General features: G+C 56.6%; 24 protein-coding genes, 1 tRNA gene and 2 pseudogenes. 11 read left to right on the plus strand and 16 right to left on the minus strand.

The features are described 5' to 3' along the window. Positions 1-115: 115 nt before the first annotated feature. The 8 genes from GV002_RS09130 to GV002_RS09165 all read right to left on the minus strand — a co-directional run bounded on the left by GV002_RS09130 (position 116) and on the right by GV002_RS09165 (position 8,909). A complete protein-coding gene (locus GV002_RS09130; protein ID WP_160017999.1) occupies positions 116-1,783 on the minus strand; it encodes a bifunctional protein-serine/threonine kinase/phosphatase in 1,668 nt (555 codons plus the stop codon). A gap of 116 nt (positions 1,784-1,899) precedes the next feature. Beyond that, positions 1,900-3,111, minus strand: coding sequence for a nitrate/nitrite transporter (locus tag GV002_RS09135; RefSeq protein ID WP_160018000.1), 1,212 nt, complete (start codon positions 3,109-3,111; stop codon positions 1,900-1,902). 700 nt (positions 3,112-3,811) lie between these two features. Next, positions 3,812-4,255, minus strand: a complete 444-nt coding sequence (locus tag GV002_RS09140; RefSeq protein ID WP_160018001.1) for a thioesterase family protein — start codon at positions 4,253-4,255, stop codon at positions 3,812-3,814. Positions 4,256-4,303: 48 nt separating this feature from the next. Beyond that, positions 4,304-4,993 carry a polysaccharide lyase family 7 protein gene (locus GV002_RS09145; RefSeq protein WP_160018002.1) on the minus strand — a complete coding sequence of 230 codons (690 nt, stop codon included), beginning with the start codon at positions 4,991-4,993 and terminating at the stop codon, positions 4,304-4,306. A 95-nt stretch (positions 4,994-5,088) separates the two neighbouring features. After that, the gene (locus GV002_RS09150; protein ID WP_160018003.1) at positions 5,089-5,880 is read right to left on the minus strand and encodes an ABC transporter ATP-binding protein; all 792 of its coding nucleotides are present in this window, start codon (positions 5,878-5,880) and stop codon (positions 5,089-5,091) included. 180 nt (positions 5,881-6,060) lie between these two features. Continuing rightward, positions 6,061-6,912, minus strand: coding sequence for a nitrate ABC transporter permease (ntrB, locus tag GV002_RS09155; RefSeq protein WP_160018004.1), 852 nt, complete (start codon positions 6,910-6,912; stop codon positions 6,061-6,063). Between the two features lie 12 nt (positions 6,913-6,924). Beyond that, positions 6,925-8,208 carry a CmpA/NrtA family ABC transporter substrate-binding protein gene (locus GV002_RS09160; RefSeq protein WP_160018005.1) on the minus strand — a complete coding sequence of 428 codons (1,284 nt, stop codon included), beginning with the start codon at positions 8,206-8,208 and terminating at the stop codon, positions 6,925-6,927. A 386-nt stretch (positions 8,209-8,594) separates the two neighbouring features. Further along, the gene (locus tag GV002_RS09165; RefSeq protein WP_012018520.1) at positions 8,595-8,909 is read right to left on the minus strand and encodes a hypothetical protein; all 315 of its coding nucleotides are present in this window, start codon (positions 8,907-8,909) and stop codon (positions 8,595-8,597) included. A gap of 154 nt (positions 8,910-9,063) precedes the next feature. Here GV002_RS09165 and GV002_RS09170 point away from each other — a divergent pair, with 154 nt between their 5' ends. Then, positions 9,064-9,456 (plus strand): hypothetical protein, encoded by a 393-nt coding sequence (locus GV002_RS09170; RefSeq protein ID WP_160018006.1) that lies wholly within the window; start codon positions 9,064-9,066, stop codon positions 9,454-9,456. Between the two features lie 134 nt (positions 9,457-9,590). On the opposite strand, the gene GV002_RS09175 is transcribed toward GV002_RS09170, so the two are convergent. Continuing rightward, complete coding sequence (locus GV002_RS09175) at positions 9,591-10,280, minus strand: crotonase/enoyl-CoA hydratase family protein (protein ID WP_160018007.1); 690 nt, start codon at positions 10,278-10,280, stop codon at positions 9,591-9,593. Between the two features lie 186 nt (positions 10,281-10,466). Between GV002_RS09175 and GV002_RS09180 the strand changes: the two genes are divergently transcribed. After that, positions 10,467-10,685, plus strand: a complete 219-nt coding sequence (locus GV002_RS09180; protein WP_160018008.1) for a hypothetical protein — start codon at positions 10,467-10,469, stop codon at positions 10,683-10,685. Positions 10,686-10,775: 90 nt separating this feature from the next. Next, positions 10,776-10,865: transfer RNA gene (locus tag GV002_RS09185), tRNA-Ser, on the plus strand. A gap of 94 nt (positions 10,866-10,959) precedes the next feature. On the opposite strand, the gene GV002_RS09190 is transcribed toward GV002_RS09185, so the two are convergent. From GV002_RS09190 to GV002_RS09210, 6 genes and pseudogenes are all read right to left on the minus strand, one after another. Beyond that, positions 10,960-11,202: a type II toxin-antitoxin system Phd/YefM family antitoxin gene (locus GV002_RS09190; protein ID WP_160018009.1), complete on the minus strand. Its 243-nt coding sequence runs from the start codon at positions 11,200-11,202 to the stop codon at positions 10,960-10,962. A gap of 359 nt (positions 11,203-11,561) precedes the next feature. Continuing rightward, complete coding sequence (locus GV002_RS09195) at positions 11,562-11,741, minus strand: hypothetical protein (protein WP_160018010.1); 180 nt, start codon at positions 11,739-11,741, stop codon at positions 11,562-11,564. Next, on the minus strand, positions 11,728-12,024 hold the full coding sequence (locus GV002_RS09200; RefSeq protein ID WP_256667081.1) for a hypothetical protein: 297 nt from the start codon (positions 12,022-12,024) through the stop codon (positions 11,728-11,730). The genes GV002_RS09195 and GV002_RS09200 overlap by 14 nt, the downstream gene beginning before the upstream one ends. Continuing rightward, positions 11,930-12,139 (minus strand): annotated as a pseudogene (locus tag GV002_RS24300) (DUF5447 family protein); the annotation flags it as partial. The gene GV002_RS09200 and the pseudogene GV002_RS24300, both read right to left, overlap by 95 nt. Before the next feature lie 435 nt (positions 12,140-12,574). Beyond that, entirely contained in the window at positions 12,575-12,724 is a 150-nt protein-coding gene (locus GV002_RS24155; protein WP_178094634.1) for a hypothetical protein, read from the minus strand. Continuing rightward, complete coding sequence (locus tag GV002_RS09210; protein WP_160018011.1) at positions 12,721-12,936, minus strand: DNA-binding protein; 216 nt, start codon at positions 12,934-12,936, stop codon at positions 12,721-12,723. The genes GV002_RS24155 and GV002_RS09210 overlap by 4 nt, the downstream gene beginning before the upstream one ends. Before the next feature lie 430 nt (positions 12,937-13,366). Between GV002_RS09210 and GV002_RS09215 the strand changes: the two genes are divergently transcribed. The 8 genes and pseudogenes from GV002_RS09215 to GV002_RS24580 form a co-directional block, all read left to right on the plus strand. After that, positions 13,367-14,164 carry a hypothetical protein gene (locus GV002_RS09215; protein ID WP_160018012.1) on the plus strand — a complete coding sequence of 266 codons (798 nt, stop codon included), beginning with the start codon at positions 13,367-13,369 and terminating at the stop codon, positions 14,162-14,164. Continuing rightward, complete coding sequence (locus GV002_RS09220; RefSeq protein ID WP_160018013.1) at positions 14,161-14,877, plus strand: hypothetical protein; 717 nt, start codon at positions 14,161-14,163, stop codon at positions 14,875-14,877. The genes GV002_RS09215 and GV002_RS09220 overlap by 4 nt, the downstream gene beginning before the upstream one ends. Before the next feature lie 112 nt (positions 14,878-14,989). After that, positions 14,990-16,030, plus strand: coding sequence for a hypothetical protein (locus tag GV002_RS09225; protein WP_160018014.1), 1,041 nt, complete (start codon positions 14,990-14,992; stop codon positions 16,028-16,030). Positions 16,031-16,064: 34 nt separating this feature from the next. After that, positions 16,065-16,835: a hypothetical protein gene (locus tag GV002_RS09230; protein WP_160018015.1), complete on the plus strand. Its 771-nt coding sequence runs from the start codon at positions 16,065-16,067 to the stop codon at positions 16,833-16,835. 45 nt (positions 16,836-16,880) lie between these two features. After that, positions 16,881-17,807, plus strand: coding sequence for a hypothetical protein (locus tag GV002_RS09235; protein ID WP_160018016.1), 927 nt, complete (start codon positions 16,881-16,883; stop codon positions 17,805-17,807). 29 nt (positions 17,808-17,836) lie between these two features. After that, the gene (locus GV002_RS09240) at positions 17,837-18,523 is read left to right on the plus strand and encodes a hypothetical protein (protein WP_160018017.1); all 687 of its coding nucleotides are present in this window, start codon (positions 17,837-17,839) and stop codon (positions 18,521-18,523) included. A gap of 745 nt (positions 18,524-19,268) precedes the next feature. Next, on the plus strand, positions 19,269-19,478 hold the full coding sequence (locus GV002_RS09245) for a type II toxin-antitoxin system MqsR family toxin (RefSeq protein WP_306109745.1): 210 nt from the start codon (positions 19,269-19,271) through the stop codon (positions 19,476-19,478). Further along, positions 19,472-19,528: pseudogene (locus GV002_RS24580) on the plus strand (mRNA interferase MqsR); the annotation flags it as partial. The gene GV002_RS09245 and the pseudogene GV002_RS24580, both read left to right, overlap by 7 nt. A 104-nt stretch (positions 19,529-19,632) precedes the next feature. On the opposite strand, the gene GV002_RS09250 reads toward GV002_RS24580, so the two are convergent. Further along, complete coding sequence (locus tag GV002_RS09250) at positions 19,633-19,857, minus strand: hypothetical protein (protein WP_160018018.1); 225 nt, start codon at positions 19,855-19,857, stop codon at positions 19,633-19,635. Between the last annotated feature and the right edge of the window lie 187 nt (positions 19,858-20,044).

Genomic DNA, 20,044 nt, shown 5'->3' on the forward strand with positions numbered 1-20,044 from the left:
TGTGCCAACTCGATCAGATCAGGGTTTTTCAGGCTTTTCAGCCATTTGGCTGGATCTGTGGAGCGGCTTTTTGCACCTTTGCGAAGCGTTTGGCGCCGCTTTGGTGCGCAGCCGGCTATTTGAGCAGCAGGAACGTTAGCAGCAGGTTGAGCAGCAGCGACACTAGCGCCACGCTGCGCCACACCAGCAGCGGCTCGCGCTCCAGCAGCGGTCGCGGGCGGTTGTTCAGAGACTGACGTTCGCCACTTTCCAGGGCCAGCAGCCACTCCTCGGCGGTTTCGAAGCGCTGCGCTGGGGCGGCGGCTACCGCGCGGTTCAAGACCTCATCGAGCCAGGCCGGCAGATCCGGGCGGTAGCGGCTGGCCGGCACTGGCTGACCGAAGCGCGGGTGCTGAAAGGCCTCGACCTCGCCGTGGGGATAGTGGCCGGTGAGCAGGTGATAAAGCGTCACGCCCGCGGCGTAGAGGTCCTGCTGCGTACTGGGCGTGCTGCCTGCGAAGGCTTCGGGGGCAATATAGCTAGGCGTGCCGGGCAGGCTGTGGGCCTCGTCGCGAGTCAGACCGGGGCAGTACGCCAGGCCGAAGTCGAGCACGCGCAGTTCGCCGTCGTCGCCGAGCAGCAGGTTCTCGGGCTTGATGTCGCGGTGGATGATATTGCGCCTGTGCAACAGGCCGAGCGCCTTGATCAGGCGCGGCGCCAGGTCCTGCCAGTCGGCCAGGCTCAGCGGGCCATGCTGCTGCAGGCGTGCGGCCAGGGTCTGGCCGGCATATTCGCGCTGCACGTAATACAGATGCTGGCGCTGCGGTAGAGCATGCAACTCGGGGAAGTGGCGACCGGCGACGCGGCGCAGGAACCATTCCTCCTGCAGCAGCCCCGGGCCGGCCTGCTCCTCGCCGGCGCGGCTGGGCGGCAGGGTCTTGAGCAGCCAGGGCAGGTTGTCAGCATCGCGAACCCGGTATATCAGCGACTGGCGCGATTCGCCGAGCAGCCCTTCGACTCGCCAGCCCTCGAACTCCTGGCCATCGCGCAGACGCGACGGCAGCCGCCAGTGCTCGAGCTGGGCCAGGGTGTCGGCTAGTGCCGCCTCGGGTAATTGCTCGACGTGCACCAGCAGGGCGCTGGCGTTGTCCTGGCTACCGGCGTGGTGCGCCTCGTCGACCAGTGCCAGGCAGATTGCTTCGGCGTCATCGTCTCGTTGCAGCAACTCGCAGATACGCTTGTCGCTGAGGCAGGCCCAGACGCCGTCGCTGACCAGCAGGAAGCGGTCGCCGGCCTGCAGCTCGCCGTCGCGATAGTCCACCACCAGGTGCTGATCCAGACCCATGGCGCGCTTGAGTACGTGCTGCATGCCCGGCTGTTCCCAGACGTGGTCCTCGGTCAGGCGCAGCAGTCGGCCGTCGCGCCACAGGTAGGCGCGACTGTCACCAATATGCGCCAGGGTGTAGCGACGGCCGCGCAGCACCAGGGCGGTGAGGGTGGTCAGCAGCGGTTGGCCGCCGCCGTTGGCTTGCAGCCAGCGGTTATGTGCGATCAGCAGGCGATCCAGGCTGTGCTGCACCGGCCAGGTTTCGGGCGTGGAGTAGTAATCCAGCGCCAGTGCCTGCAGGGTCGCGCGCGCGGCCAGGCCGCCGTCGGCGCACTGGCTGACGCCATCGGCCAGACCCAGCAGATAGCCTTTGCTAGCGGCCAGGGCTGGCGCTGGGGTGACCACACGCAGGGCGTCCTGATTCTCGCTGCGCGGGCCGATGGCGCTGGTTTCGCCGATGCTCAGTTGCAGGGCCATGATGCGGTTTCCGTAGATCTTTGGACCGTAGGGTGCGCCGTGCGCACCTGGCTCGACGCAAATCACTGGTGCGCGCGGCGTACCCTACGCAGTGTGGCGGATCGTCGAGAACCCGCTCACACCCGTGCGGCGGTCACCGCGGCGCTACCCCAGGTGGTGCGCCAGCGCTGCTTGACTCCGTGCAGGCCGATCCAGGCCAGCACACCGAGGCTGGCGAACAGCCAAAGGCCCAGCTGGTAGTCGCCTGTGTGCTGCTTGATGGTGCCCAGGCCGGCAGCGAGGAAGAAGCCACCGATGCCGCCAGCCATGCCGATCAGCCCAGTCATCACGCCGATTTCCCTGCGAAAACGCTGCGGTACCAGCTGAAACACCGCGCCATTGCCGGCACCAAGGCCAAGCATGGCGGCGACGAAAAAGGCCAGGGCGGCGGCCGCGCTGGGCAGGTTGAAGCCCACCACGGCGATGCACAACGAGGCGATGGTGTACATCATCAGCAGTGTACGAATGCCTCCGATGCGGTCGGCCAGAGCGCCGCCGAGCGGGCGCAGCAGGCTGCCGGCGAAGACGCAGGCGGCGGTGTAGTAACCGGCGGTCACCGGGCTCAGCCCGTACTGGTCGCTGAAGTAGCCGGGCAGGGCGCTGGCCAGGCCGATGAAACCGCCGAAGGTGACGCTGTAGAAGAACATGAACCACCAGCTATCACGGTCGCCGAGGGCCTTGAGGTAGTCGCCGACGGCCTTGGCTTTGGGTCGCTCCGGCGCGTTCTTGGCCAACAGGGCGAAGATCACCAAGGTCGCCAGCAGCGGGATCAGCGCCCAGCCGAACACGTTCTGCCAGCCGGACAGCGCGGCCAGGCCGGGGGCGAACAACGCCGCCAGCACGGTGCCGGAGTTACCAGCGCCGGCGATGCCCATGGCCTTGCCCTGGTGCTGCGGCGGGTACCACTGCGAGGCCAGCGGCAGGGCGACGGCGAACGCCGCGCCGGCGAAGCCGAGGAACAGGCCGAGCAGCAGCGCCTGCTCGTAGCTGCCGATGCCGATCTGCCAGGCGCAGAACAGCGCGACGATCACCACCACCTGGCCGAGCAGGCCGGCGGTCTTCGGCGACAGGCGGTCGGCGAGAAAGCCCATCAGCAGACGCAGCACGGCGCCGGCGAGAATCGGCGTGGCCACCATCAGGCCGCGTTGCTGGGCGTTGAGGTCGAGGTCGGTAGCGATCTGCACCGCCAGTGGGCCGAGCAGGTACCAGACCATGAAGCTCAGGTCGAAATAGAGGAAGGCGGCAAACAGGGTGGGGGCGTGGCCGGCTTTCCAGAAACTTGTATTCATCGATCACCTCATCAGCGAGAAGGAGCCCGGCCAGGCGCGGCGAACCGTGGTCGTGGACACGGCTACCGCGTCTGCCGGGAAGGCCGTGCACTTGTGGTGCAGAGCCCTGCGGCCGAAGCCACAGCAGGTTTGCGCGATTGCAGTGCAGGCTCGGATCGCGATGCCTGCGCCGGCCCCGGTCACTGGGGCGAACACGAAAAAAAACGCCGCTTCACCACAGGCCATGAAGGCGAGGTGAGGCGACGTCTTTGTCGTGAGGGAGGTGGCCGCCGTTGGCTACCTGGTGCAAGGGAATAAGCAAGAGCCGAGCCAACCGAGCGGAGGCCCTGGGATCACGCGCTACGCACCTTCAGTACGCGCAGTGCTGCCGTAAAACGAGGCGCTTGCGTCGTCTATGCCCCCGAATGGGGCGATCGCTGCGTGCTGAGAGTGGCGTGAGATTGGACGCTGGAAAGTTGGGCAACGCTGGTTGCGTGAGTGGGTAGCGGCGCGGTCAACAGGGCGAGTGCCAGCAGATTGCTCAGCAGCCCCGCCTGACGGGCACGGCGGTAGGTGTCGGTCATCCTCGATCCCCCCTTTTTTTCTGTTCTGACCTAGGCGTAGCAGACGAATGACAATGTGTCACGTTATTAGCAGCAATAACTGTGCAAGTTTGCAGACGCCTGTTCGCCCGGAGCCCTGAAGCATTGCAATCGCTGACTCAGTCGAGCCGATTGACCTTGGGGAACTTGGCGCTGAAGGATTCCGGCATGGGCACTACCTTCGACTGACGATAATCGAAGAACACGAAGCCGGACTTGGCCATGGCCACCAGGGTGCCGTCGGCCGGACGGATGATGCGGAAGGTGATGTCACCGCCATATCGGTTGAAATCCATCACGCCGACTTCGAACAGCAATTGGTCGCGCGCATGAGCTTCTGCGCGGTAGGTGGTGGCCAGGTCGGTGACGATGATTCCAGTGCCTTTGCCGTCGGTTTCGCGAATGCCGAACTCGAAGAGGAAGCGGGCGCGCGCCTCGGAAATCATCGAGATCATCGAGTCATTGCCCAGATGGTTGGCACCGTTGATGTCGGTAACGCGCACGGTCAGGTGAGTGCTGTAGCAGTACTGGTCTTCGGGAAAATCGAGGGTCAGGCGTGCCATGGTCGAGCCTTCGTCTTGGAGGGCGGCGATTGTAAACCGCCGCGTTCCTCAGCGGTGCAGGCTGTTGAGGTGATAGAACGTGACGCGACCACCTTCGCTATCCGGTCCGGAATTGTCCTGGATATAGGCGCCCGCCTTGAAGTACAGGTACTGCTTGCTCCAGCTGCTGCTCAACTGGCGGTAGAGCGAGCCATTGTCGCCATCGGTGCTGGCCACGCTGATGCCGATGCGTCCGCTGGGCGTGACGCGCAGGTCGTAGCCGAAGCGCTCGCCAAGCTGGATGTTCTCGGCCAGCAGGATGTTTTGCACGTCGCTGTCGCCTGGGCGAGCGCGCAGCAGCAGCTCCACCCGGCCAACGCCACGTCGATAGTGATATTGCAGCTTGAGCAGCGGATCGTTCTGGCTGCCCGGCACGTCGGTACTGTGGATCTGGCCGATTACCACCTTGTTGCGACTGGGCACTTGGTCGACCTGCAGCACGGCACTGAGATAGCTGTCCGAACTGGCGTGGAGCCAGTTGTCGAGTCTGCCGTCGTGCTGGGTTTCGCGTAGCTCACTGCGTGGATAGCGGGCATCGGCAGTGGTCGAGCCGGTGACTGGCACCCAGAAGGTCACGCTGCCGTCGGTATTGCGTCGAAAGTACCGACTCGCATAGCCGTTATTCAGCCGTTCGGTGGTGATGGTGGTCGGCGCCGGTTCGGTGGGAATTGACAGATTCCAGGTGGTTAGGTCGAGCACGGGGTTCTCTGCTTGTCGGTTGAGGGCCCTTGTTCGTCCCTGCAACGGGCCAGAGGTTCAACCGCCCCAGCCCTTGAGCCAGAGCGGTTTGATTCTCAGGCGGCCGGGCGTTGCTGGCGCTGGTATAGAAACTCCAGCACGGCGGTACGGTAGGCGTGGTACTGCTGGTCGTTGGCCAGCGCCAGACGATCACGCGGGCGCGGCAGGTCGACGGCGAGGATTTCGCCGACGGTGGCCGCCGGGCCGTTGGTCATCATCACGATGCGATCGGACAGCAGCACGGCCTCGTCGACGTCATGGGTGACCATCACCACGGTGCTCTGGGTCTGCCCGACGATGCGCAGCAGCTCGTCCTGCAGGTGCGCGCGGGTCAGGGCATCGAGGGCGCCGAACGGCTCGTCCATCAGCAGCACCTTGGGCTCCATGGCCAGGGCGCGGGCGATGCCGACGCGCTGCTTCATGCCGCCGGAGATCTCGTTGGGGTGTTTGTGCATGGCATGGCTGAGGCCGACCATGTTCAGCGCCTGCTCGGTGCGGGCCTTGAGCTGGGCCTTGCTTTCGCGCGCACCGAAAACTTTCTCAACGGCCAGGTGGACGTTGCCGAAGCAGGTCATCCAGGGCAGCAGACTGTGGTTCTGGAACACCACGGCACGCTCCGGGCCAGGGCCGTCGATCTCGCGGCCGTTGCAGATCAGCCCGCCTTCGTTGGCGTCGAGCAAACCGGCGATCAGGTTGAGCACGGTGGATTTGCCGCAGCCGGAGTGGCCGATCAGTGCCACGAACTCGCCGCGGGCGATGCTCAGGTTGACGTCTGCCAGTGCCTGGAAGCGGCCTTTCTTGGTGTCGAAGTGCTTGCTGACAGCGGTCAGCTCCACGAATTTGTCCATCGGAGTTCTCCCGTTCTGGCGCAGTGCCCCGGATTAAATCAGAGACACTTTCATTTAAAACAAAGACTTGGCGTCTATTGTTGAATTAACTTGTAGGTTGCGTAGCCGGATGCAATCCGGGGAAACGGAGATCGCGTTCCCGGATTGCATCCGGGCTACGAGTTGGCCGAACGTGCCTCTTCAGCTTGCGTAGTCAAAGCGTTTAGCGATCAACAGCAGCATCTGCTCCAGCGCCAGGCCCACCAGGCCGACGATGATGATGGCGATGAGAATGTGCTCGACGTTGAGGTTGTTCCACTCGTCCCACACCCAGAAGCCCAGGCCGATGCCGCCGGTGAGCATCTCCGCAGCAACGATCACCAACCAGGCCACGCCAATGGCAAGGCGGATGCCGGTCATCAGATGCGGCAGCACGGCGGGGAAAAGGATGCGCGTCAGCACCTTGAATTCCGACAGCTTGAGCACGCGGGCAACGTTCAGGTAGTCCTGTGGCACGCTGGCCACACCGGCGGCGGTATTGAGGATGATCGGCCAGATCGAGCTGATGAAAATCACCCAGATCGACGCCGGGCCGGCGGCCTCGAACACCAGCAGGCCAATCGGCAGCCAGGCCAGCGGTGATACCGGGCGCAGCAGGCTGATGATCGGCGCCAGCATGCCGGCGAGAAAGGCGAAACGGCCGATGGCGAACCCCAGGGGAATGCCTACCAGCGCGGCCAGGCCGAAGCCGACTCCGACGCGGCCGAGTGAGTTGAGGATGTTCCAGCCGATGCCCATGTCGTTGGGGCCGTTGTCGTAGAAAGGGTCGGCGAACAGCACCAGGGCGGCCTGCCAGGTACTCAAGGGGCCTGGAAGGCCTTCGCTGTACTGCGCCAGCAGCGACCAGAAGCCGATGAAGGCAATGATCCCCAGCAGCGGGGCTATGCCGGCCTTGAGCAGGCTGCCCAGTGCGGCGGCGCTGGGCTGCAAGGCCTTTGCAGACAGACGAGGTTTGGCGATTGGCGGAAGCGGTGTTTTCAGGGGCGCATTCATGGTCACCTCCAGTCAGGCTTTGATGGCGAAGGAGTCGGCGTAGGCAGCCGGATTGCTGCCGTCCCAGACCACGCCGTCGATCAACGTGCTGCTGCGCAGCGGGCTGCTCGGCACCGCCAGCTTGAGGGCGCCAGCGGCCTCGGCGTAGAGCGCGGTCTGGTTGATCTGCGCGGCCACGGCCGCGTAATCCGGCGCGTCCTTGAGCAGACCCCAGCGCTTGAACTGGGTGAGAAACCACATGCCATCGGAGTGATAGGGAAAGTTGACACTGCCGTCTTTGCAGAAGGCCATGGCGTGTTCGTCCTTCCAGCTGTTGCCGAGGCCGTCCTCGTACTGAGCGAGAAAGCGCGGCTCGATCACCTGCACCGGCGCGTTGACGTAGGCCTTGCCGGAAATCAGCTTGGCGGTGCTCTTGCGGTTCTCCTCGCTGGCCTCGATGAAGCGGCTGGCATCGAGAATAGCCATGATCAGTGCGCGGGCGGCATTGGGATACTGCTCGATGAAGGCGCGGGTGGTGCCGAGCACCTTCTCCGGGTGATCCGGCCAGATCTGCTGCGTGGTGGTGGCGGTGAAGCCGATCTTGTCGAAGATCGCCCGCGCGCCCCAGGGTTCACCGACGCAGAAGCCGTCCATGTTGCCGACGCGCATGTTGGCGACCATCTGCGGCGGCGGCACGACGATGGTCTTCACGTCGCTCATGGGGTTGATGCCCAGGCTGCCGAGCCAATAGTACAGCCACATGGCGTGGGTACCGGTGGGGAAGGTCTGGGCGAAGGTCAGCGGCGTACCGCCTTTCTTCACGTGCTCGGCCAGTTGCGCGCCGTTGCTAACGCCAGCCTCGCGCAGTTGCTTGGACAGAGTGATGCCCTGGCCATTCTGGTTCAGCCCCATCAGCACCGCCATGTCCCGCTGTGGTCCCGCCAAACCGAGCTGAGCGCCGTACATCATGCCGTAGAGCACATGGGCGGCATCCAGTTCGCCGGTGTTGAGCTTGTCGCGCACGCCGGCCCAGGAGGCTTCCTTGCTTGGCGTGATGGTCAGCCCGTACTTCTCGCCGAAACCCTGAGTGGCGGCGACCACCACGGAGGCGCAATCGGTCAGGGGAATGAAGCCGACGGTCAGCGCGGACTTCTCCGGCGCATCGGAGCCGGCCGCCCAGGCCGCGCTGCGCAGCGAAGCCGGCGCTGACAGGCCGAGTGCGGCGATGCCACTCACGGCACCGGCCAGGGCGATGGATTGCTTGAGAAAGTGACGGCGGCTGGTGGTCAGGGGCTTGTTCGAATCACGATCGGTCATGGGTCTAGTCCTTGTCAGGCGCATAAACAAAAACGGCGTACGCCAGGCCACCTCCATGAAATGAAGATGACCTGACGGACGCCGTTGTCCGTGATCCTCGGCCCGCCGCCGTTGGCGTGCTACGCAGGATGGTTGACAGGGACTTAGCAAGGGGCTTGCCAGCTTTCGTGCACAGCCGCCGAGCAGCGGCATGTGGCACCTGACAGGTAGTGGCCGGATGCCGGAGTGCCAGTGGCTAGATGTTTAGGATCAATAGGTTGCAGTTGTATTCTGAAATTTTTTTGAAGTACGTTGAGCGAACGCTCGCTCAGCTCACCCCGCATGTTTCTGAGCCAATGCCGTGCATGAGCGGGCGTCGCTGAGCCTTTTTGGTTCGTGGCGCAGGCTCAGGATGCTGGTTGAACGCGCGCTTCCTCGACGAAGTCGCGCAACCAGCGCAGCACTTCGACGGCCTCCCAGCGAGCTGGATCGAACAGTGCATAGGCCAGCCCCTGATAGCCCACCACATCCAGTTGCCGATGGTAGCCGGCGCGCTGCAGCAGCGCCTCGATCTCGGCGAAGCAGGTATTGAAGTGCTGGCGATTGAAGGGAGTGCGGCTCTCGGTGACGATGCCTTCGAGTTGCAGTTCCTCGACCATCTCGCGCACCCGCTCCAGCGGCATGCGGTTCACTCGGTGTTTCAGCTGCAGTACGTCCAGCATGATGGCGCTCCTGTGCAATCGATCATTTGCCTGTGATCTAGCCTAATCGAAAAGTACTGTACAAATAAACAGTATTGAGTGATATTGGCCTCACTTAGGTGACAACAACCCGTCCACTGCCTGAAGGTGGGCGCCTTGCAAGGGGGTATTGGCAATGCAACAGATGCTGATGACGATTGTGCTATTGGCCCTGCTGAGCGGCTGCGCGCAACCGCAGATAGATCGGCCACAGGCCAACGGTGCCTACCTGGTGATCGAGGGCGAACAGGCCTGGGCTGTACTGGTTTCCGATGGCCAGCGTGTCGAAGAGGCGGGCAGAGTGCTCGACGTAATTCGACTGCCCAGCCACCACTCCAACATTGCCGCCAGCTACGTGATCGAAACGCCCAACTGCGGCAAGCTGCAGTGGCTGACCGAACGCCATGGTGCTGCAGAGGGTGAAACCACGCTGTTGCCTGCCGCCTTCAACGAGCAACTGAGCCAGCCCGGCTGCGTGCTCGCGCAAGGCCTGAGCCGAGCCTGGACGGCTCTGGACTATTCCGGCTGACCGTGGGGTGCGCCGCGCGCACCAATATGTGATACGCACCGACATTCGACGGCGAACTGACCCGCGAGATGCGCGAAAAAAAGCGCCGCGACCTCAACGGAAGCGGCGCTTTTCATTCATGCGGTACCACGTGCTTACAGCAGGTGCTGCTTGTCCATCTCGATGGCGGCATCGAGGGTTTCCAGCAGCGCCTTGCGCACCTTCAGCTTGGTGTTCCTGTGCGCCGTCATGTTGATCTTCTTCATCTGCTGCGCCACTACCTGAGTGGTAGCCAGCAGTTGTTCGGCCGGCACCACCTTGTCCAGGAAGCCGGCATCCACCGCGCCAGCCGGGTCGAACATCTCGCCATTGATCACCGAACGGTGGAACGCCGACTTGCGCAGGCGATCACGGGCCAACTCGATGCCGACATGGTGCATGGTCATGCCGATCTGCACTTCGTTCAGGCCGATATTGAACGGACCTTCCACGCCGATACGGTAATCGGCCGACAGCAGGATGAACGCCCCCTTGGCCACGGCATGACCCGGGCAGGCGACGATGATCGGGTAGGGGTGCGCGAGCATGCGCCGCGCCAGCGTAGAGCCAGCCGCTACCAGGTTGATTGCATTCTGCGGGCCGGAGGTCATCACCTTCAGGTCATAGCCGCCGGAAAGAATCCCCGGTTGGCCGGTGATGACGACAATGGCGCGATCCTGCTCGGCGCGGTCGAGGGCAGCATTGAACGCAGCGATCACATCGGGCGAGATGGCATTGACCTTGCCATTGCTCAGGGTGAGGGTGGCGATGCCGTCTTCGAGTTGATAGCTGATCAGGTCGCTCATGGCGGTTTTCCTTGTTAGAGCCTGGGGGGCGAATGTGGGCAGAAGGTACTCAGCCGAAGCGCTCTGGTAAAGCGCCGCGGCTGACTGGCTGGTCAGTGCTTTTGCCTATCGAGGCGATGCCGGATGGCAATTGGTCGAATACAAAGCCAGGCCTTTAAGGTGAGCAGCGAACCGCAGGAGCTGCCCATGAATACCCTTTACTCCATCCTTTATATGGTCACCGTGATCGGCCTGCTACTGGCATCGGTCGTGCTCAGCGAAACCCTCTACCTGCGCAGCCCATCCGGCGTGCTGCTGCTATTTGGCTTGGGCCTGTTCATGTCCCTGGGTTTTCTGCTGTTCGGCCACATTCGCTTCGACGAGCAGCCCTGCGAGGAGCACGACGAAAACTCGCTGCGCTCTTAAGCGCATGAATCCTTTAAAAAAAATTTGCCATCGGGAAAACATTCGACTACATTAGCGCACCTCGACGGGCTGCACAGCCAATCGAGATCCGGTGAAGTGTCCGAGCGGTTGAAGGAGCACGCCTGGAAAGTGTGTATACGGGAAACCGTATCAAGAGTTCGAATCTCTTCTTCACCGCCACTTTCGCAATACCTAAAGCCCTGAAAGCTAACAAGTTTTCGGGGCTTTTTGCTTTCTGGCTTTCGGCAACTGCCGAAAGCCCTTGTCTGCGAAATTACCCGTCCAGTTCCTTGGCGCACTCGGCTACAGGTTCGGCCATGCCTTCCTTGATGGATTCGCGCATGCCGGGAATCGAGAGCAGGCACAGGGTTTCCTGAATGGCGTCCCAATCCTCAGCCGAGAGCAGGACGGCATTCGTCCGTTTGCCAGTGATCAGAATGGGCTGATGAGATTCGGCGGATTGATCCATCAGCCGACAGAAGTGGGTGCGTGCTTCGCGTGCTGTAAGGGTGCGCATGAAGCCGTTCTCCTCAGTCATGCCATAAGCGGGCGGCATGTTAATGCCCTTCGTCGGTTAGTGGCTTGAGTCGTAATGCGTCCCGCAAGTGATCGGGCGACAGATGCGTAAGCGCATGTGCATTGCCCAAGACCTATACCCCAGGACGTTCTGCAGCGTCAGCATGTTCCCACCCCGCATGACGAGGCGACTGGCGAAGGTGGCGGGTGTTCGCGGAGCGGTGCATGGTCCTCAGCGGTTAGCCCGGCCAGGCTTGTCTCACTGAGCGCGGCGGTGCAGAGGGTGCGGACAAAAACCAGGGTCTGGCCTGCGCTCTCCCATACACCGTCGCACACCATGACATTCATGGCGCACCCCTGTTAATCGTACGGGCTGGGGTCGGGGAGGACTTCGGCCATGTCCTGGCAGTCCGGGCACAGGGTTACGTGGGGCGCCCTGGTCAGGTCGGGCAGCAGATCGGCTTGCGGAGCCGGCTGGTTGTAGAGCTGACCCATGGGTTGCCCGCAGCAGTCACACAGCACGCGATCAACGATCAGCACGGCGGCTTCCTCCGATCAGACCTGGGAGCGTCAGCCGGCCAGGTTGAGGCAATGGCTTGTCGGCGTGAGCAGGCTTGGCCTGTTCGGCGGCGGTATCGTTGGCTGGAACGCTGGGAGCTGCGACCGGGGCGGCAGTGCAGCGGTCAATCACGGCCTCGAATGAACGAAGAAACAGATCGTCGTTCGCTTCAAGAATCTTTATGTGTGCGTGGCTGATATAGAAGCCGCCGAGCGAAGCGCCAATCAGGAAGGGCAGAGACCACGACCAGAGCAGGGCGGCCAGATAGCGGCGTACGCGCAATGAAGTCGTCATTCAATAAGCCCACCAGTTCGAACGGTTCGCGCGGGGGCACGAAGGGCATTGGTTTGCCGGTGTCGCTCACAACGTGCCAGCACTGCGGCGGACGGTTGCCGGGCTTGTGTTTCTCGCAGGTATAGGCCTGCGTAACCTGGGGCCGACCATTTACCCCGGATCATCGTGCGGGGCGGCATTAGGTGCCGGGTGTGTATGGGCAGGAAGGCGCCTTGGGCTGCATCCGGTGTCGGTTTAGCCAGCAGACAGAGCAGTCGCAGTTCACGGCGTGCGCTTGGAGCGAATACTGGTTCAGGCTTTTCATTGGCCAACACCTCGGGTTTCGGGGTGGCCATAGACGCGGCGCGGCCAAGCTGGATAAGGCGCCCACATTCGTTGCCGGAAATGCCTCCAGCCTCATGAAAGCCTTCGATGTAGCCCCGCAGGTAGAACCGCAGGTATTCACAAGCGCCAGGCCCGCAAGCCTTGGGGTGAGCAAGGTCACGCTCCATGCGCTCATGAACCGACTGATAATTGCGTTTCACGGGCTCACCCCCGCCAGCCGCGCCACGCAGGTTTTGCCTGGCTTCATGCAGTCGACGATGCCGTTGCTGACCCACTGCGCGACCCGCTCAACGGGAACACCGGATAGGGCGGCGAAGGCGGCCTGCGCATGGAAAAGAGGCTTCATGCCGTCCACTTTTGCTGCAGCAGCCAGGAGCGGAGCAGGGCGCTGTTGACCATGCGGCGCTTGCCCAGCTTGACGGTGGGCAGAACGCCTTTCATGGCCCAGGCACGCGCGGTGCCGTAGGTCAGGCCGTTACGGTCGGCCCAGGACTCGACGGTTTCAACGTCCTGTTGCGGGCCTATGAGCTTCGAAGGCTCCAGCTCTTCCAGTTCCATGCTCGTTCCGTCACTATTCAGTCAATGAAAATGCGTCAGGGTAGTATGTACCCTGGCCGAGCAATGGTAGCCCCAAAAAAAGCCAGGGTAAATAGTACCCTTAATGAGTAATATCTATCGTGGATATGATTAGAGAAAGAGCCCTTCTATTGATCAGAAAGGTAGGGCCAAAGGAGCTGAGTGAGCAGGGGGGTAAGAACTATGATAGGTGGAAGAACATCAGCAAAGGGAAGATAAGGATTAGTACGGAAGAGTTAGCTGTATTAGCTGAGTTGTTCCCGCAGTATGCTCTTTGGCTTATAAGTGGCAGGGTAGAAATGAAGAATGGTCATATAAGCCCAGATCATATTGAAATGAGGTGGCATGAGAGAATAGAAAAATAATTAGCCATTTTAAATAAAGGAAATTATAAGAGGGAAGCTAGGGCAGTATGAAAATACCATTCAGTTTTAAGTTTGATAGTGGCACTGCAAATTTCACTAAGCTAGGGCTCTATTATGGGGCAAATGCTCTAGGCGCTCTGTCTGAAATCATGTCAATTACAACGCATGCGATACTGCATGACGAAGTAAAAGATCATACGACAGCTGTTCGCGGGTTTAGTGTGGACTTCAAGAACTCTCATACAGGGTCTTTCGTACAAAAATTTGAGATTGAGCTTACTAGCGAAGAAACTGTAAGGACTATGAATTATCTAGGGGTTGATTCATATGTCGAGCTATTAGCTATTCACTTGGCTTTGCCTTTGGGTAGTCCGATGGCATTGGAGACTGTGTCTGCAAAGCGGTGGTTTCGATCCTATATGAATAATGGTGAAGAGTTATTGGCCCGGCTCCACAATCCATTAAAAAATTTGCATAAACCTGTATATGGGCAGGGATATCAGATGGTGTTATCAAAGGCCAGGACGCCGCTGGTTGGGTTCAATGAGCGTACCCATGATTACTTGACTACGTCGATCACAAGTGATCATAGAGAAAATATACAAATGGCTGTTAGTAGGTTTAACGCACGCACTGGAACTGGTCGATTCATTCTTGATAATGAAGCTGACTCTGTGAGTTTCTCACCTTTCAGAGGGGTTATCGCGCAAAACGCCAAAAGGAAACTTGCTGACAGCTTGAGGGATTTGGCAAACGATCAATTCACGGCCGTGACTGCAGAAGTTACTAGGGTGACTTCACGGGATGGCAGAATAAAACACTATTATTTGCATTCGGTGACATGAGTTTTCGTCCGATGTATGTGCCCGGTGCCATTCTCGCTTTGGCACTGGTGTTTTATTTTGGAAACTTTCATGGTGGGCTGTCAGATCAGCAGTCTGTATGGGGAGCATTTGGTGATTTTATAGGCGGGATTTTAAATCCAGTACTAACGTTTACAACAGTTTATCTGCTGATTAAAAGTTTAGAATCACAGTCTAAGACGCTCATTCATAGTGAAGCCCAGTTAAATGAAGCAAAAAGAACGTTTTCCTTGCAAGAAAAAACTGAAAAAATAAAACAATTTGAATCCTTGTTTTTTGTTTTTACTGAAATTGCAAGTCGTGCTTACAGCAATTTTACAATTGCTGATGGTAAGTCGAGATATACAGGGAATGAAGCAGTAACCTTGGTTTCTGAGTGGATGGTTGAGGCTCTCAAGCAAAACACTAAGGTAGACAGGTTTTTTGAGATTACTGATGAGCAAAACCACAATGCAATATATGTGGTTGTGCAAGGCTATTGCTCTCTTTTTAAAATAATAAATGAGTTTTGCCCTGAAGAGGAAAAGCAAAAGTATGCATCTATTTCAGTTTCGTTGATGCCGTCAAAAGCAATACATTTGGTATGCATGGCAGAGGTTTACACAAGGTGGCCAGTACTCTCGCCTGCAAGAACCTTGGGTTTCTTCGAAAAGCCGGCTATGGCAGGCCTTATTAATAGTTTGCCTCGGAATTAAAATTAGAATTTTGTTTGCTCCAAGGAGGGAGTATGAAATCTAAATGGAAGTAACTCGATGCTGGTATGCCCATAAAGGGTGGCAAGAGTTTTGAGAATGCTAGGAGAGCAAAGTGGCTATGTTTTTTGAAGAAATTTCTACTGATATAGAAAGTTACTGCCAAAAGCTAGAGACTCTTTTCAAAAAAAACGAGCCTGTAAATGAAAGGGTGGCTCTATGCGCTGGCATGCTCAGGAAAATTGCTGCAGCGCCAAAAGAATTTGATAAATCAGCTCGGCTAAATATCAAATGGATTGGGGATGAGCTGAGGTTGATAATTCTCGACAAAAAAGTCGATGACGTGGCCTTACATGATCTTTGTCAATATCTTTCGCGAATTGCAAGAGAATCAAATCTTAGGTCTCCCTATAAGGCGAAAAGCCCAGAGCTAGAGCTGTTTGAGTTTTTTGACTACGGAAAAGAATTTAACAATTTAAGTGACAAGGAGAACTCTGATTTTATATGGGCTTCAATGCCTAAGTATATTGCGACTGACTATCTTGAATATATATCTGAGAAGGAAAGTAGTTTTTCATCGGCAAAGGCCGATTGGGAAGCTGAATTGCTGGGCTATAAAAAAACTATAGATTCATATGTTTCTGTACTTAAGGAGCAGAGGGGGAAATTTAATTTCGTTCACCTCTCTAAGGCGTTTCATGAAATGCACTCCGAAAAGAAAGGGGAGCTACGATATGCTTTCTTTTCTATGGTTTTGCTGGGTGTGGTGGTTATTATTCCTCTGGCTTACCAGTTTTTAGTCGGTGGACTGGTTGCTACGGATGACGGGAGTGGCTTCTCTTATGTTGAAACAGGGAAGATACTGTCACTGCTGGGTTTGGAAGTGGCGCTTTTGTATTTCTTTAGAATTGCACTCAAGAACTACTATTCGGTAAAAGCCCAGTTGCTTCAGCTGGAGTTGAGGTTGTCTCTTTGTGGTTTTATTGAAAGTTATGCTGACTTTGCTAAATCTAGAAAAACAAAGGATGTAGATTCTTTGTCAAAATTCGAGTCTATTATATTTTCTGGCATAACGCCGGATGAGAGTAATGTGCCCAGCACTTTTGATGGTGTAGATCAGCTTTTGAAAATTGCCAAAGAAATTAGAGCAAAATAAAACTGCTTAAGGATATTTAAAGCAAGGAAGCGATATGAAAAGTGACTGGGACGACGCACCAGACTATCTACGCAGCAAGAAAAAGCCTGGCCCATGGCGAATGGTGGCCATCCTGGGTGTGGGTTCCGCGATTACCTGGGGCGTGATCGCGATGTTTGCCAAGCCAATCGTGATCAATGTGGATCAGCTCAAGCAGGCGATCCACGTAGACGGCAAACCGCTATTCAGCCAGCAACCGGCGCAACGGCCCTACAGCGAGCCGGAAGAGCCTGTAAGGCTGCCATCCATTCCCATCGATCCACCCGCGCAACAAGTTGCATATGAGCCGGTAAGCCAGCCTCAGCCATACGCCTCGATGGAGTGGACAGAGGAAGAAAAGGCGAGGGCGATTGCCAGCTCTCAGAACGTGTTCAGTGACAAGAACTACACGCCCAAGCAGCCGGCCAGCACCTACACACCGCCTGCAACCCATCGCATAGCCCAAGCACCCCAGCAAACGCAGCAGCGCCAAACCAGACAGGTGAGCAACGAGCGCACTTCCAGATGGATAAAGAGCTGGAACGGCGGCAGCAACTACCTGGCGGAATGGCTATCGGTGAACAACTACATCGACGGCACCAGCGTCTGCGCCAATCACCGGCGCGGATCAATCGACTATCGCGAATGCCGCAAGGCTGCCAAACAGCACTTTCACGAACAGTGCAGAACCTGGCGTGCCCGCTATGACAGTGACCGCAAGACAAGTAGTGATCGCATGAAAACGCGATATTGCTCTGCGGCTAGCAGTTTTAATCCTATGGGATAAAGCTACAAAGAAATACTTAAATCATATGAAAAGGAATGCAGCGGCATGGTAAGGAATGTAGCTCTATTGGATAAACTTTGGGGGAGAAATAAAAAGGGGCAGACCGAAAAGGAAGGTATTCTTGGTACGGTTACCAAAATCCTTGGAGTCAGAGAGGACTCAATAAAAGCGATAGTAAAAGCTACCTTGGTTGTGTTGTCCTTAGCTTCGGCCCACTATTCAGGGTTCATGACCCAGGTACCCTTTGAAATGCTGTCTATAGTGGCGGTGGATTTCCTGTCAGCATTTATATCTGTTTTTGTGTTCTATTTTCTCATGAGTTATACAATTGCGCGGGTTTTTGCCTTTGCGATATCGCAGTTTTACTTTTCGTTTTTTCATGCTATTGCAGCCTTTGCGCTGAGACTGAGGCGACATTGGCCATTACGCTTTAATAGGAGTGCGCCAAAAATATATAAAGAAAGCATGGTGTACGAGAAGGTGCTCTATTGGGTTGTTTTTGCTATTGGTGTCTATCTGGTTTTTAATTTTTCTTATCTTAAGGTTAAGTATTCTGAGATTAGTAAAGTGGTATGGTTTTTGGGCGGCAGTATGGTTGTGGCGTTGGTTCTTAAGGCCGGCTTCTTAGCTAGATCCCCAGTGGTAGTGATAAAACGACTGTTTGACAGAAAGCGTATTGCCTATAGGCGGCAGCTTCTCAATGCTTTTATTTATTTCCTTACTGGTATTTCACTTGCTTTTTCATATTACCTTGGGATTGTTCGGTTCGATAAAATAATGGAGGAGGATGCGGTTTATATTTCTTCAGAAAAATTTAAAGGCATGGCAAATGTGCTAATAAAATCCGGTGACTCGTTTCTTTTGATTGATAAAGACGCTGAATTTGAGACCTTTTTTTATGTGAGTGATAAGTTTTCTGTCAGGTTAAGAGATACAGAAAGAAAAGAAGATAAACAGCTCGAGGAAGGCTGATTGTACATTGGCAGTTGCGAGGGGTAGACATGTTGATATTGGGAGCTGCTGTAACAATAATATGGGTTTTAGGTTTGGCGGTTGTTGTCTGGCTAAACATTGATAAGGCTATTGGGTTGGACCTAAATGAGTGGGGAGATTTTCTTGCGGGAGGCTTTGCGCCGTTGGCATTTTTTTGGTTGGTAATAGGGTATTTTCAACAGGGTAAGGAGCTTCGGTTAAGTACCGCTGCGCTTAAGATGCAAGCTGAAGAGTTGAGGAACTCTGTTGAGCAGCAAAGGGAGTTAGTTAAGGCTACGCAAGAAGATATCGCCTTTGCTAAAACGGAAGCGGATGAGTTAAGGCGAGAGAGAAAGAAACTGGCTCAGCCAATTTTTAGACTTGATGATTCGGTTCTCCAGTATTTTGGCATGGATGATGCCGAGTTTGCAGTATATTTACATAATTACGGGAGTGAAGTGAATGAGGTTTTGATAAGTGTTAGGGGTGAGCTGGTTAAACATAGTAGAGATAGAAGTAGTAAGTTGAGCAAATGGAAAAAAGATGAAAGTATACCGCTCTGGTTTGAGTGCAAGACAATTAACCTTAATTTGATTGACTTCTTAGAGTGCGATATTTTTTATCTAGATGGTTTGGGTGAAAAGAGTTCTCAGCGCTTGATGTTCAAGCTTGAGGACAAAAAAGTTATAGATTTAACTGTTTCGGATGTGGGCTGATACTTTCTTTCGGAAAGAAATTATTCTCTCATAATATGACTGTCAGGTTTTTTAATTGGTGAGCCAGGTGGGAATATCTCTCATTTCGTGCAGTGCCCGCCAGACATCGATATGGCTATCTTGCTCGACATAGAACACAAGGTAGGGATAGCGTTGGAGCGACCAGGAGCAGAACGAAAAGGTAATGGCTGCAATGAAGCGTTTTCGGCAGCAGGTCGAAGCGGGCTAGGGCGCTCAGGTGTCGAAAAAGTGTCGAAATCATAGGGCCGAATAGCTACGAAACGAGCAGGCGAGGGGAGCGAAAAGCCCGTATTGAGCGGCTTTGGCACGGACTGACACGCTGTCGAAACGGGTTCGAATCTCTTCTTCACCGCCACTTTCGCAAAAGCCCTGCAGGGAAACCTGCAGGGCTTTTTGCTTTGTGGCTTTCGGCAACTGCCGAAAGCCCTTGTCTGCGAAATTACCCGTCCAGTTCCTTGGTGCACTCGGCTACCGCGCTCAAGAAGGTTTAATTGATCCAGCCTGATCTTGTTGGTTAGCGTTTGGGGGTGTTATGCGATGACGAAGGTGCTTGAAATACTGGCTGTCAGCAGGCGTTGTGGGCTTGGAGGCAGCACCGGCAAGCAGTTCATTGCGCAATCGTGTACGGCTGTCGTCTGGCATGAGTGCTCCCTCAAAGAAATTAACCTGAAAGGTTATTTTATGTGGCATGTAATAGCGTAAACCCCATTTCAAGCTTGAGCGGGTGAAGCAAGCCGTAGCCGATCAGCGTTATCGCTTCACCCGCGTAGCTCTGGAAGGGGGCGCCGAGCTGGGTATGGAGATGGCCGACATGCCGGCCGTCATCAGTGCCCTGAGCAGCCGCGACTTTTTCAAGAGCATGACAACCTATGCGGATCATACTACCGGCAAGAAGTTTACCGGCCCGACACCGAATTCGGGCAGGTATACCTGAAGCTCACGCTGGTGGCCGATCTGCTGATCGTTTCCTTCAAGGAGAAGTGACCATGAAATGTCCAGTATGCGGCGGGGCGGATGCGTCTGGAGTAAGCGCGCCAATGTCATGAAAAGCAGGTGTTCCAACGATAGTGGAGCGGCAGGACATTGGGTCACTGAATGTTGACTGACAGGGCACGCTTGGTGGCGGGGTTGAAGACTTCGTCGCGCAGAATGCGAAGGTCTACAGCGTCTTGATTCAAGCGGTGAATCAGTCGAAGCATGTGCTGGCGTAGGACCTCGTCTCGGGTGCTCTCAGCGGCTCGCATCAAAGCGAATGCGGCGTCCTCGTTGTTGGCGGCGATGGAGTCCAGCGTCTTGCGTACATTGCGAATCACGGTGAAACCCTCGTTTTAGAGGGCTGCAAGGTACTGGACGAGTGTTTCTGAAATATTGCAGCGAATGAGCGAGCGGACGGATGGGCGCTGGGAAAAACTGGCGGTCGTCATGAATCTGAAATGCGGTAGAGCGATAGTAGGCGTGCACTCCACGAAAGTTGGTGCAGCTCATACTTCTTATTAGGCA

It is taken from the genome of Pseudomonas sp. 8O (assembly GCF_902506495.1).
Taxonomy (GTDB): Bacteria; Pseudomonadota; Gammaproteobacteria; order Pseudomonadales; family Pseudomonadaceae; genus Aquipseudomonas; species Aquipseudomonas chaetocerotis.

What these genes read in the sequence shown, in the direction of transcription:
- GV002_RS09130 (WP_160017999.1), bottom strand. Translation starts at nt 1,783, where the DNA reads ATGGCCCTGCAACTGAGCATCGGCGAAACCAGCGCCATCGGCCCGCGC.
- GV002_RS09135 (WP_160018000.1), bottom strand. Translation starts at nt 3,111, where the DNA reads ATGAATACAAGTTTCTGGAAAGCCGGCCACGCCCCCACCCTGTTTGCC.
- GV002_RS09140 (WP_160018001.1), bottom strand. Translation starts at nt 4,255, where the DNA reads ATGGCACGCCTGACCCTCGATTTTCCCGAAGACCAGTACTGCTACAGC.
- GV002_RS09150 (WP_160018003.1), bottom strand. Translation starts at nt 5,880, where the DNA reads ATGGACAAATTCGTGGAGCTGACCGCTGTCAGCAAGCACTTCGACACC.
- ntrB (WP_160018004.1), bottom strand. Translation starts at nt 6,912, where the DNA reads ATGAATGCGCCCCTGAAAACACCGCTTCCGCCAATCGCCAAACCTCGT.
- GV002_RS09160 (WP_160018005.1), bottom strand. Translation starts at nt 8,208, where the DNA reads ATGACCGATCGTGATTCGAACAAGCCCCTGACCACCAGCCGCCGTCAC.
- GV002_RS09165 (WP_012018520.1), bottom strand. Translation starts at nt 8,909, where the DNA reads ATGCTGGACGTACTGCAGCTGAAACACCGAGTGAACCGCATGCCGCTG.
- GV002_RS09170 (WP_160018006.1), top strand. Translation starts at nt 9,064, where the DNA reads ATGCAACAGATGCTGATGACGATTGTGCTATTGGCCCTGCTGAGCGGC.
- GV002_RS09175 (WP_160018007.1), bottom strand. Translation starts at nt 10,280, where the DNA reads ATGAGCGACCTGATCAGCTATCAACTCGAAGACGGCATCGCCACCCTC.
- GV002_RS09180 (WP_160018008.1), top strand. Translation starts at nt 10,467, where the DNA reads ATGAATACCCTTTACTCCATCCTTTATATGGTCACCGTGATCGGCCTG.
- GV002_RS09190 (WP_160018009.1), bottom strand. Translation starts at nt 11,202, where the DNA reads ATGCGCACCCTTACAGCACGCGAAGCACGCACCCACTTCTGTCGGCTG.
- GV002_RS24155 (WP_178094634.1), bottom strand. Translation starts at nt 12,724, where the DNA reads ATGAAGCCTCTTTTCCATGCGCAGGCCGCCTTCGCCGCCCTATCCGGT.
- GV002_RS09210 (WP_160018011.1), bottom strand. Translation starts at nt 12,936, where the DNA reads ATGGAACTGGAAGAGCTGGAGCCTTCGAAGCTCATAGGCCCGCAACAG.
- GV002_RS09215 (WP_160018012.1), top strand. Translation starts at nt 13,367, where the DNA reads ATGAAAATACCATTCAGTTTTAAGTTTGATAGTGGCACTGCAAATTTC.
- GV002_RS09220 (WP_160018013.1), top strand. Translation starts at nt 14,161, where the DNA reads ATGAGTTTTCGTCCGATGTATGTGCCCGGTGCCATTCTCGCTTTGGCA.
- GV002_RS09230 (WP_160018015.1), top strand. Translation starts at nt 16,065, where the DNA reads ATGAAAAGTGACTGGGACGACGCACCAGACTATCTACGCAGCAAGAAA.
- GV002_RS09235 (WP_160018016.1), top strand. Translation starts at nt 16,881, where the DNA reads ATGGTAAGGAATGTAGCTCTATTGGATAAACTTTGGGGGAGAAATAAA.
- GV002_RS09240 (WP_160018017.1), top strand. Translation starts at nt 17,837, where the DNA reads ATGTTGATATTGGGAGCTGCTGTAACAATAATATGGGTTTTAGGTTTG.